This is a genomic window from Texas Phoenix palm phytoplasma (assembly GCF_005774685.2).
Classification (GTDB): Bacteria; Bacillota_I; Bacilli_A; order Acholeplasmatales; family Acholeplasmataceae; genus Phytoplasma.
Genome location: NZ_VBRA02000009.1, coordinates 91804 through 104414, shown reverse-complemented (window position 1 = coordinate 104414; position 12611 = coordinate 91804). Strand labels below are relative to the sequence as shown.

Genomic DNA, 12611 nt, shown 5'->3' with positions numbered 1-12611 from the left:
AAGTCTTTTTTTATTAAATTCAATAAATTTATAAAATTTTATATTTTGAAAATTTTATAAAAAAATAAAATAAAATACACAGGGGGATTTTATTTTGCAAAAATTTAGCACCGAATCAGTAACAAAAGGACATCCAGATAAAATAGCAGATCAAATTTCGGATGCTTTATTAGATTATTTTTTAAAAAAAGATCCTGAAGCAAAAATAGCTATTGAAACATTAGTAACTAAAAAAACAGTTATGGTTTTAGGAGAAATAAAAACTAATTTTGATATAAATCAAGAAAAAATTAATTCTATAATTAGAAAAACAGTAAAAACAATAGGTTATGATAGAAAAGAAGAAAATTTTTCTTTTGATGATTTAAAAATTATTAATTTAATACATGAACAATCTGAAGAAATTAATAAAGTAGTTCGTAATAAAGCAGCAGGAGATCAAGGAGTAATTTTTGGTTATGCGACAAACGAAACTCCAGTTTTTTTACCACTAAGTTTTTATTTAACTAGAAATTTATCACTTAAAATTACAGAATTAAGAGAAAAAAAAATTTTACCTTTTTTAAGACCAGATGGTAAAGTTCAAATAACTTTTAATTATGATAACAATAATAAAAAAATATTATCGATAGATTCTATTATAATTTCTATTCAACATGAAAAAAATATTCAAATTAAAAAATTAAAAAATGAAATTATGGATAAAATTATAAAAAAAGTAATAAATAAATCTTTAATTAATGAAAAAACTAAATTTTACATTAACCCTTCAGGTAATTTTACTAATGGAGGACCTAACGCAGATACAGGTTTAACAGGTAGAAAAATTATACAAGATGCTTATGGAAGTGAAATTAGACATGGGGGAGGTTGTTTTAGCGGAAAAGATCCTAGTAAAGTCGACCGTTCTGCTGCTTATATGGCAAGATATTTAGCCAAAAATATTGTAGCATCAGGAATTTGTAATAAATGTGAAATTCAAATATCATATTGCATAGGAATAGAAAAACCTGTAGGTTTATTTATCAACACTTTCCAAACTAATAAAGTTTCAGAAAGTTTAATAAAAAAAATAATTGAAAAAAATTTTGACTTAAGCCCAGAAGGAATCAAAAAAAAATTAAACTTAACAAAACCAATTTTTCAAATAACTGCTAGAGAAGGTCATTTTGGTAGAGAAGATAATTTATTCTCTTGGGAAAAAATAGATCAAAAATTAATTTTTCAAAAATTATTAAAAAAAAATAATTAAAAATTTAAAATTTTTATATAAAAAAATTTTAATATAAATTAATTAAAAAAATATAAAAAGGTATTTTAAATAAATGAAAAATAAAAAATTAGTTAAAGAAGTAATTTCTAGAGAAAAAGATTTTAGTCAATGGTATTCTGATGTTTGTTTAAAATCAGAACTAATTGATTATTCAGATGTTAAAGGTTTTTTTATTTATTTACCTTATGGATATGCAATATGGGAATTAATTCAAAAATTTTTAAACGAAAATTTAAAAAAAAGCAATCATCAAAATGTTTATTTTCCTTTATTATTATCAGAAAATATTTTTAAAAAAGAACAAGAACATATTAAAGGTTTTTCTCCTGAAATGATAATTATTGATAAAATAGGAGAAAAAAAATTACCAGAAAAATTAATTATTAGACCAACTTCTGAAGTATTATTTTCTCGTTATTATTCAAAAAAAATAAATTCTTACAGGGAACTTCCTAAATTGTTTAATCAATGGTGTAGCGTAGTACGTTGGGAAAAATCAAACAAACCATTTTTAAGAAGTAAAGAATTTTTATGGCAAGAAGGACATACAGCTCATGAAAATAAAGAAGAAGCTTTAAAAGAAAGTATTGATATATTAAATTTATACAAAAAATTAGGAAAAAAACTACTTGCAATTCCATTTGTTTCAGGAGAAAAAACAGAATCAGAAAAATTTAAAGGAGCGGAAATAACTTTTTCAATTGAAGCTTTAATGTATGATAAACAAGCTTTACAAGCAGGTACTTCTCATTATTTAGGGCAAAATTTTTCAAAAGCTTTTCAAATAAAATTCCAAAATATTAAAGGAGAAAATAAGTTTGTAGAGCAAACTTCATGGGGTGTTTCAAGTAGATTAATCGGAGCTGTAATAATGATTCATGGAGATGACGAAGGATTAGTTTTACCTCCTTTTCTTGCTCCTATACAAATAGTTATTATCCCTTTAAAATTAAAAAATCCTGAAATAATAGAAAAATCTAAAAAATTATACGAAAAACTAAGTAAAAAATATAGAACTTTTTTAGATGAACAAAACAAAAATATTGGTTGGAAATTTAGCCACTACGAATTAAAAGGAGTCCCTATAAGAATAGAAATAGGACAAAACGATTTAATAAATAATGAAATTACAATTTTTACTAGACATAATTTTGAAAAAAAAATTATTTTAGAAAAAAGTTTATTAGTTATTATTCCTAATTTATTAAAAAAAATAAACAAAGAAATGTTTGAAAAAGCTTTATTACATTTAAAACAAAACACTAAAAAAGCTACAAACTATGAAGAATTTAAAAATTACATCAAAAATTATTCAGGTTATGTAAAAATGAGTGTATTTAAAAATGAAGCAGAAAAAATTATAAAAAAAGAAACAGGAGCCACTGCAAGAGTAATATTGAAAGAAAAATTAATAACTCAAATATGTCCTGTAACAAAAAAAAAAGCTAATCAAACTATTTTATTCGCTAGAGCATATTAAATTAACTTAAAATAATTTTTTATTAATTAATGAATAAAAAAAATTTATTTTATTATTGATAAAAATCATAATTATCAAAAAAATAAAAAATCTAAAAAAGACAATTTTATAAAAAATTATAATTTTGTTTTTTTTTCATTATGTGATAAAATGTATGTAGATAATATGTATTTTATATTCAAAAACAAAAATAATTATATTATAATATAAACTTAAAAAACTAAAAAGGAAGGTATTAAAAAAATTAATATATGAAGAATGATAATATAAGCGATTATTGTAAAAATAATAATATTATAACCTTATATTTTATAAAAAAGATAAGAGGTTATAAATTCTAGTGAGTCCCGCCGTCGTTATATTAATAATTATATTTTTAATTTTATTTAATGCTTTTTTTGCTTCTATAGAAATTTCTTTAGTTTCGTTAAGCGAAAATAAAATAAATTTAGAAACAAAAAAAAACAATCCAAAAGCTTTAAAAATAAAAAAAATAAAAGAAAAACCAACTAAATTTTTAACTGTTATTCAAGTAATGATTCATATTTTAACTTTTTTCCAAGGTTCTATTTTAAATTCTTATTTGTTTGTTAAAAACAATAACTATTCTACATGGGATAAATATTTAATTGAAGCAATTGTAATAATTTTATCAATAATTTTAGGAGAAATAATTCCAAAAAGAATAGCTTTAACTTTTCCATTAGGAACAGCTAATTTATTATTAAATTTATTTAATGTTGTTTGTTTCATCACAAAACCTTTAGTTTGGTTTTTAAATTCAATTAGTAATATGATTTTATATTTATTAAGTATAGATCCTAACAAAAAAGAGTCTTCAGTAGGAGAAGATGAATTAAGATATTTATTAAATTCTTCTTACAGAACAGGAATTATTGATATTAACGAAAACAATATGATACAGAATATTTTTGATTTTAATAGAACAATAGTTTCAGATATTATGCGCCATAGAAAAGAAATTGTAGCTATTAACTCTAATATCACTAAAGAAGAATTAATTTCCTTTATTTCTCGAGAAAAATACACAAGATTTCCAGTATATGAAAAAAACATAGACAAAATAATTGGTATTGTTCATGTTAAAGATCTTTTTAAAGGATTATTAGGGGAAAATAAAAAAAACACAACAAAAGAATTTTCTTCCGCCGAAGATAAAAATTTTAATATAAAAAAATTTTTAAGAAAAGCTCATTTTGTTATGGAATTTCAAAACATTAACGAATTATTTAAAGAAATGAAATTAAAACAAAACCACATAGCTATTGTTGTAGATGAATATGGTGGAACATCTGGGATAGTTACAATTGAAGATGTAATTGAAGAAATTTTAGGTGATATAAGAGATGAATATGACAAAAAAAATGTTCAAATTATAAAAATTTCTAATAAAGAATATATTATCAAAGGAACAACTCATTTAACAGAAGTTGAAGATAATTTAAAAATAAATTTACCAACAAATGATTATGAAACATTAAGTGGTTTTTTACTCGGACAATTAAAAAAAATGCCAGAAAACGACGAAAAAATAGAAATAATATATAATAATTGGCAATTCAAAGGATTGACTTATGACGGTTTAGTAATAACTAAAGTTAAAATAACTCAATTACCAAATTTACCTAGCATAATAAAAAATTAAAATATTTTTTTAAATTTTTTTATTTTTTTTTTTTTATATTTTTAATTTTTTTTATATTTTATTCAAAAAAACATTATAGCGTGATCATGCTTCTTAGAAAGAATAAAACATTTATGAATTTATTATCTTCTTTTGAAAAAAAAATGAAATTATTAGAAAAAAAATTAGAAACAAATTTTAAAACAGGCTTAACAGAAGAACAAATAAAAAAAAAATTTTTAAAATACGGATTTAATAAATTAATTAATAATAAAAAAAAAAATTTTTTAAACCAAATATTACAACAATTAAACAATTTTTTTGTATATATATTATTAATATCTTCAATAATAACTTTTTGCATAGGAATAATTAATTCGCAAAAAGAAGAATTATTCGAAAGTATTTTAATTTTAAGTATAATATTTATCAATGCTTTTTTAGGATTTTTTTATGAAAAAAAGAAAGAAAATTCTTTAAATTTAATAAAACAAAAAACAAAATCTTATGCGAAAGTTTTAAGAAATAACGAAATAAAATATATTTTAAAAGAAAATTTATTAATAGGAGATATTGTTTTTTTAAAAAGAGGAGATTTAATTCTTGCAGATATAAGATTAATAGAATCAAATCAATTAACAGTAAATGAATCTATATTAACAGGAGAATCAATACCTGTAATTAAAAATCATCTTTTTTTTAGAACATCTGAGTCAAATGATATTGTAAATAAAAAACATATTGTTTTTATGAATACAATTATTTTGCATGGTTATGGTAAAGGAGTAGTATTCCAAACAGGAATGAATACTCAAATAGGAAAAATAACAAAACTTATTTTAAATTCAAAAAAGGAAAAAAATCCTTTAGATCGTAATATTGATAAAATAGCTAAAAAATTAAGTTTTTTTATAATAATATTAATCAGTGTTGATTTTGTATCAAATATATTTAAATATTATTTTTTAAATAAAAATATTAATTTTTTAATTGTTAAAAAATTTTTATTATCATCTATAGCACTAGCAATAGCTGTAATACCAGAAGGATTATTAGCAATAGTAAATATTATTTTAGCTTTAGGAATAAAAAAAATTATAAAAAAAAAAGCAATAGTTAAAAATTTAAAATCTTTAGAAACTCTTGGTTCTATAAGCATTATTTGTACAGATAAAACAGGAACTTTAACTAAAAATAAAATGACTATTAAAAAAATATATTTTTTTAAAGAAAATATTATTATAGAAAAATTAAAAAACCATTTATTAAATGAAAATATAATAAATTTAATACATTTTGGAGCATTATGTAATAACAATTATATTATTCAAAACGAAAATAATATTATAAATATTAAAAAAATTGCTTCAGATCCAGTAGATCAATCTTTTATAGATTTATTATATTTATTCAATATAAACATTAATAAAATATTTAAAAAATATGAAAAAATTAAAGAATTTCCTTTTAATAATGAAAAAAAATTAATGTTAACTATAATTAAAAATAAAAAAAACCAAAAAAAATATATTTTGTTAAAAGGAGCTGCTGAAATTATTTTAAAACTTTCAAACAAAATACAAAAAAAAGAAAAAATTATTATTAAAAAAAATAATAATTATGAATACATATTAAAAGATTTTAATTTTATGGCTCAAGAAGGTTATAAATTATTAGGAATTGCTTATATTCCAATAAATTATGAATTTATATTTTCAGAATATAACGATATAGAAAAAATTTTAAAAAAATTAAAAAATGAAATTATTTTTTTAGGAACAGTTTGTATAGAAGATCCTATTAAAAAAAACAGCTTACAAGCTATAAAAAAATTAAAACAAGCTTTTATAACACCTATAATGATTACAGGAGATCATTTAATAACTGCAAATAATATTGCTATGCAACTAAATATTTTAAACTCAGAAAAAGATTTATCTATAACAGGAGAAAAATTAGATCTTTTAGAAGAAAAAGAATTTTTAAATAAAATAAAAAATATTAAAGTTTATGCTAGAACAAATCCTAAACATAAATTAAGAATTATTAAAACTTGGCAAAAATTAGGCAATATAGTAGCAATGGTTGGAGATGGAGTAAATGATGCTCCTAGCATTAAAGCAGCAAATGTAGGTATCGCAATGGGAATAACTGGAACTGAAGCCACTAAACAAGCTTCAGATATAATTTTAACAGACGATAACTTTAGCACTATTGTAACAGCTATTCAAGAAGGTAGAAATATTTTTAATAATATTCAAAAAAGTATTATATTTTTATTAAGTTGCAATGTAGGAGAAATAATAGTTATATTATTAACTACTTTTTTAGGTCATATTTTTTTTAACAATAATTTTGTTATCTTGAGCGCATTACAATTATTATGGATTAATCTGGTAACAGATTCTTTAGTAGCTATAGCTTTAGGAATGGAAAAAAAAGAAAAAAATTTAATGTCAAAAAAACCACGTAATATAAATAATCCTATATTAAATAAAAAATTAATTTTAAAAATTTTTTCAGAAGGAATGATGATAGGTTTATTAACTTTCATAGCTAGTTTTATAGGTTATAAAATTCACAAAAATAATAATCAATATGGACAAATTTTTGCATTTATGGTTTTATCGATTTCTCAGTTATTTCATTCTTTCAATATAAGAAGCAATAAATCTGTTTTTAAAATTAAATGTAATTTTTATTTAATAAATTGTTTTTTAATTAGTATTTTGATGCAAATAATTATTTTCTTAATTCCTTTTTTTAGAAAAAACTTTAAATTAAATTATTTATCTTCAATAGATATCATAATTATTACCATTTTTTCTATTTTACCATTAATAATAATAGAATTATACAAGTATATAAATAAAAAAAAAATTAATTAATATAAGTTAATTAATTTTTTTTTTATTTTTAAAAATAAATATGTAAATAAAAAAGATATAAAAAATATAGACAAAAATTTAATATAAATAAAAAATTTTATTCTTTCGCTACTAAATTGACAAAAAAATAAAATACCGTTTTTTTTATTAAAAAAAGAAAAATCTATCCAAATAAGACTTAATAAAAAATAAGTAAAAAAATAAAAAACAAAAAGAAAATAAAAAATAAAATATGTTTTTAAAAAAGAATAATTTTTTTTTTGTAAAAATAAACTAGGTAAAAAACCCCAACAAATTGCATATAAAAAACTCAAAAAAGGATTATAAAAAAACTTTGATTGCCTTAAAAAAAAACTAATTGCTTCAGAAAAAAAAACACCAAAAAAAGAAATATATTTTTTCTCAACATATAAAGGAATTATAACCAAAGGCAAAAAACTTATAAAATCTAATAAAAAAATTTTTCTTAAAAATAAAAAGAAAAAAAAAGAAGCAAAAAACTTATTAACAAATAATTTTAATACTATAGAAAAGGAAGAAAATAAAGATGTTAATATTATCTGTTTTAAAAGAGAATATTTAGTATTATTTTGTAACATATATAAAAATTTTCGTTTTGTTTATTTAACCAAGTAAAAAAAATAATCACAAATTTTAACTTTATCTTTGTGCGTCATTCCTTGATTTTTTAAAGCTTCTTCAACTCCCATTTTTTTTAAAATATAAGAAAATTTCTGCAATGATTCATGATTATTTAAATCCGTACGATGAAATAATTTATTAATCTTTTCTCCTTCTACAACAAAATTTCCTTGTTTATCTTTAAAAATATGAAATTCTTTTTCTTTTTTCGTTAAAGAAAAAATTTTGTACTCTTGTTTTTCTTTATCAATTTCATTATTTTTTAATAAATTATTATTGTGATTTTTTAAACAAAAAAACATTTCATTTTTTAAAGAATTTAAATTTATTTTTTTCAAAACAGAAATAGGTATAATTTTCAATTCTATTTTATTTTCTTTTAGTTTTTCTTTAAATAAAAATAACTTTTCTTTAGAATTTTTTATATCTATTTTATTTACAACAATAATTATTTTTTTTTTTATAATTTCGGCATTATAATTTTTTAATTCTTCATTTATTTGACAATAACTTTTATAAATATTATCTTCTTCAGCACTACAAATATGCACTAAAACTTTACATCTTTCAATATGTTTTAAAAAACTAATACCCATTCCTTTGCCTAAATAAGAATTTTTAATTAAACCAGGAATATCAGCTACAGTAATTTGTAAACTATCATTTAATTTTACAACTCCTAAAAATGGTTTTAAAGTAGTAAAAGCATAATCGCTTATTTTAGAATTAGCATTTGAAATTGAAGAAATTAAAGAAGATTTGCCAACATTAGGTTTTCCTATTAATCCAACATCAGCTAATATTTTTAATTCAGTTTTAATATAAAAACTTTCTCCTAAATCTCCTTTTTCCGCGTAAAAAGGAGTTTTATTTTTAGAATTAGCCAAAGAATAATTACCACGTCCGCCTTTTCCGCCAGAAGCGATAAGTAATTGCTGTTTATGATTTAAAATTTCTCCAATAATTTCTTTTTTTTTTTCTTTTGCTTTATAACGATATACAACAGTTCCTAAAGGGACTTTAATAAATAAATCAGCAGCATTTGAACCATTTTTATTTTTATTTTTACCACAAATACCATTGGATGCTATTATTTTTTTTTGATATTGTAATTTAAATAAAGTATTGATGCCTGAATCACCAATAAAAATAACAGAACCTCCTTTGCCGCCATTTCCACCAGAAGGTCCTCCATAAGGAACATATTTTTCTCTTCGAAAAGAAACTATACCATTACCTCCATTACCCGCTTTAACCAAATTAATAGTTTCATCTATAAAATTCATTTATTTAAAAGACTCTTCTTTTATTAGAATTTTTATAAAAATAATAAATTTATTTTTTATCACTTAAATAAACCGAAACTTTTGTTCTATTAATTCTCTTGTTTTCATATTTTACAATTCCATTAATTAAAGCAAATAATGTATAATCTTTACCTATTCCTACGTTTTTTCCAGGAAATATTTTTGTACCTCTTTGACGAAAAATAATAGAACCTGCAGATGCATATTGTCCGTCAGATAATTTAAATCCTAATCTTTTAGAATGAGAATCTCTTCCATTTCTAGTAGCACTAACTCCTTTTTTAGAAGCAAATAATTGAATATTTAATTTTAACATTATAATTCCTTTCTTTTATTAAATTAAAAGTTTTTAATTTGGGTTTTTTTTAAATTCTTAGGATAATTTTTGCTTAATTCCATTAAAGAATATTCTAAATTAAGCAATAACTTATCAACAATAAAATCAAATTTTAAAACTTTTAAATAAAAATTTCCTTCTTTTAATTTAAAAAAAACATTTTTTTTTAAATCTAATATTTCTATAGCATTTAAAGTAACAATTATAGAAGTAGAAACAGAAGCACAAACAATATCTTTGCCTTTATTTTCATAAAAAGAATGACCTTTAATATTTATTATTTCTATATAATCTTTTTTAGTAAAAAAAAATTTAATCATATTATCAATATTAAAAAATAATTCTAGTAACTAAAAGTTTAGTATAAAGTTGCCTATGTCCTTTTTTTAAACGATATTTTTTCTTTTTTTTATATTTAAAAACAATAATTTTAGAAGCTTTTCCGTGTTTAACAACTTTACATTCTACTCTTGCTCCAGCAACAAAAGGTTTTCCTATAATAGTTTTTTTATTTTCTTCATCTTCTATAGATAAAATATTTTCAAAAATATATTCTTCTTCTATATTTATAGGTAATCTATCTACAAAAAGTTCTTGATTACAAAATACTTTAAATTGTTTTGTTCCATTTTGAACAATAGCGAACATCTTATTTTCCCCGAATTTCTATTATTAGTATATTATATTATTTTATTTATTTATATTTAAATTAATTTAAAATAAAATAATATAAAAATTAGAATAAACTAATATAAATAATATTTTTTTATAATATTTATATGATTTATATGAATAATTTTATAAAACAACTATCTTTATTCTAGCTTTTTTTTTAAAAAAAGTCAAAATAATTTTTTTTATTTAAACTATATATTTCTTTTTTTTCTAGTTTTATAAATATTGTTTTCATCTTTACGACATTCTTTTGAACAACTGCCTAAAAAATAATCTTCATTTTCTTCACTACATAAAATTTGCTTATTACATTTAGGATTAGCGCAATTAATATATCTTTCACAAGGAGTTTGATCGAAAAAATCTTTACCTATTATTATATGTTTTTGTTTATTAACTTCAGTGGATATTCTTTCATCGAAAACATACATTTTACCATCAAATAATTCACCTTTTAATTCTTTATCTTGGCTATATTTTATAATTCCTCCTTCTAATTGATAAACTTCATCAATACCTTTTTTTTTCAAAAAACAAGAAATTTTTTCACAACGAACTCCTCCAGTACAATAAGTTAAAACTTTTTTATTTTTCATTAAATGTAAATTTTCTTCTATCCAATTAGGTAAAAAACGAAAATTTTCAATATCAGGATTTATAGCGTTACGAAAATGTCCTAAATTATATTCATAATTATTTCTAACATCTAAAACAAAAACATCATTTTGATTTAAAATATTAAAAAATTCTTTTGGCTTTAAATAATATTGTTTATCTTTATAAGGAAAAATATCCTCCTGTAATTTTAAAGATACTATCTCATCTCTTACTTTAACAGAAAGTTTTGAAAAAACATGTTTATGAAAAAAATCTTTCTTAAAATCAATATCATAACCAAAATCACTTTTTTTCATATATTTTATATATTTATTAATATTTTTTTCAGAACCAGATAAAGTACCGTTTATTCCTTCTTTAGAAACAATTATTCTTCCTAAAAGGCCTAATTTATTGCAATAATCAAATTGTTCATTTTTAAATTTCTCTGGTTCATCAATAAAAAAATATTTATAATATAAAATAATTAAGTAAGTTTCATTTTTAAACATAAAAAAAATACCTATTCTTAAAATAATTTTAAATTAGTTAAAAAAAAATATAAAAAAATTAAAATAATTTTTACTTTTAACTTTTAATAAGAAGTAACATATTTATCAAATATATTTTTGAATTGTGGAATGCAATAAATTATAAAAAAACAAACAATTATATAACTTACTAAACAAGGTATTAAATTATAAATAAAACAATAAGTAAATAAATATTCTTGAGGAGGAAAAATTTTCAAAAAACTCCAAAAATTACTAATATTAGTTAAATCTATTTTAAAAGCATAAATATAATATCCAGATATAAAAAAACATAAAAACCTTAATATATTAATTATAGCAGTAATAAATAAAATATTTTTATTAATACTTTGATTATCATTTTTTTCATTAGAACAACAAAAACTAGATAAACTAATTATTAAATCAGGAATCAAATAATCTAAAAAACAAGATAAAATAAATTCAAAAATAGATAATCTTACTATACTACTAGTAATTAATAAAATCCTAATAAAAGCTTTAATTAAATGAAAAATAGAATAAAAAAAACATACAAAAAAACCAACAGAGAAATTAAAAAACAAGCCAGATAAATAAAGAATAATATAAGAAATTTTAAATAATTTACCTCCAAAAGGAATAGTTAGAAATGGTAAAAAAAAACTTGAAAATAAATCAGATATAATAGCCAAAGAAACAAAAAAAGAAATAATTATAATTTTTTGTAAAATAACTTTTTTTATTTTAAACATATTTTTTTTTAATAACATTTCTATTTTTATCACTTTATTAATTTTTTTAAAATTATTTTATATTTACACATTCAATTAAAACAAAAAATTATAAATATTTAAAAAAAAATATAACGAAAAATTAATTCAAACAAATAAATAAAAGAAGGAAACAACATGGATATCCAAATACCTAAACAAGAACCTATAAAAGTTCCTAAACTAATACCTATTAAACCTTGTTTTAAACCAAAAAAATTAATAAAAAAAAGAACTCCTAATAACATAGACTTGATTCCGGCAATTGTTTCTTCTTTGCCACTAATATCATTTATTTGAAAATTAACAATTTTTTCTTTATTAAAAACATTAGTAAAATCAATCTTATTAATTCCTGAAAAAATTTGTCTTTCGATAAAAGAATTTAAAATAAAATATAAGATTAAAACATTAATTAAAAAAATAAAAAAATAAAAATATCTTTTTTTAAAATAAAATTTATTAAAAAAAACCAACATAAT

Annotated in this window: 12 protein-coding genes; 4 read left to right on the top strand and 8 right to left on the bottom strand. The window is 19.6% G+C overall.

Annotation, left to right across the window (positions count from 1 at the left end):
- Positions 1–94: 94 nt before the first annotated feature.
- The 4 genes from metK to FEF22_RS01610 all read left to right on the top strand — a co-directional run bounded on the left by metK (position 95) and on the right by FEF22_RS01610 (position 7286).
- Complete coding sequence (gene metK / locus FEF22_RS01625) at positions 95–1252, top strand: methionine adenosyltransferase (RefSeq protein ID WP_138108043.1); 1158 nt, start codon at positions 95–97, stop codon at positions 1250–1252.
- A 73-nt stretch (positions 1253–1325) separates the two neighbouring features.
- Positions 1326–2753 carry a proline--tRNA ligase gene (gene proS / locus FEF22_RS01620; protein WP_138108042.1) on the top strand — a complete coding sequence of 476 codons (1428 nt, stop codon included), beginning with the start codon at positions 1326–1328 and terminating at the stop codon, positions 2751–2753.
- A gap of 340 nt (positions 2754–3093) precedes the next feature.
- Positions 3094–4419: a hemolysin family protein gene (locus FEF22_RS01615; protein WP_308699405.1), complete on the top strand. Its 1326-nt coding sequence runs from the start codon at positions 3094–3096 to the stop codon at positions 4417–4419.
- A 113-nt stretch (positions 4420–4532) separates the two neighbouring features.
- The gene (locus FEF22_RS01610) at positions 4533–7286 is read left to right on the top strand and encodes a cation-translocating P-type ATPase (RefSeq protein WP_138108041.1); all 2754 of its coding nucleotides are present in this window, start codon (positions 4533–4535) and stop codon (positions 7284–7286) included.
- Here the strand turns inward: FEF22_RS01610 and FEF22_RS01605 are convergent.
- The 8 genes from FEF22_RS01605 to FEF22_RS01570 all read right to left on the bottom strand — a co-directional run bounded on the left by FEF22_RS01605 (position 7283) and on the right by FEF22_RS01570 (position 12608).
- Complete coding sequence (locus FEF22_RS01605; RefSeq protein WP_138108040.1) at positions 7283–7885, bottom strand: hypothetical protein; 603 nt, start codon at positions 7883–7885, stop codon at positions 7283–7285. The two genes, FEF22_RS01610 and FEF22_RS01605, sit on opposite strands and share 4 nt — an antisense overlap.
- Positions 7886–7906: 21 nt before the next feature.
- The gene (gene obgE, locus FEF22_RS01600; RefSeq protein WP_138108039.1) at positions 7907–9214 is read right to left on the bottom strand and encodes a GTPase ObgE; all 1308 of its coding nucleotides are present in this window, start codon (positions 9212–9214) and stop codon (positions 7907–7909) included.
- Between the two features lie 49 nt (positions 9215–9263).
- A complete protein-coding gene (gene rpmA, locus FEF22_RS01595) occupies positions 9264–9554 on the bottom strand; it encodes a 50S ribosomal protein L27 (RefSeq protein ID WP_210352283.1) in 291 nt (96 codons plus the stop codon).
- 20 nt (positions 9555–9574) lie between these two features.
- Positions 9575–9892, bottom strand: a complete 318-nt coding sequence (locus FEF22_RS01590) for a ribosomal-processing cysteine protease Prp (RefSeq protein WP_138108037.1) — start codon at positions 9890–9892, stop codon at positions 9575–9577.
- Positions 9893–9902: 10 nt separating this feature from the next.
- The gene (gene rplU / locus FEF22_RS01585; protein ID WP_138108036.1) at positions 9903–10220 is read right to left on the bottom strand and encodes a 50S ribosomal protein L21; all 318 of its coding nucleotides are present in this window, start codon (positions 10218–10220) and stop codon (positions 9903–9905) included.
- A gap of 218 nt (positions 10221–10438) precedes the next feature.
- Positions 10439–11356, bottom strand: coding sequence for a rhodanese-related sulfurtransferase (locus FEF22_RS01580; RefSeq protein WP_138108035.1), 918 nt, complete (start codon positions 11354–11356; stop codon positions 10439–10441).
- 83 nt (positions 11357–11439) lie between these two features.
- Positions 11440–12111 (bottom strand): hypothetical protein, encoded by a 672-nt coding sequence (locus tag FEF22_RS01575; protein WP_210352278.1) that lies wholly within the window; start codon positions 12109–12111, stop codon positions 11440–11442.
- 98 nt (positions 12112–12209) lie between these two features.
- Positions 12210–12608, bottom strand: coding sequence for a hypothetical protein (locus FEF22_RS01570; protein WP_138108033.1), 399 nt, complete (start codon positions 12606–12608; stop codon positions 12210–12212).
- Between the last annotated feature and the right edge of the window lie 3 nt (positions 12609–12611).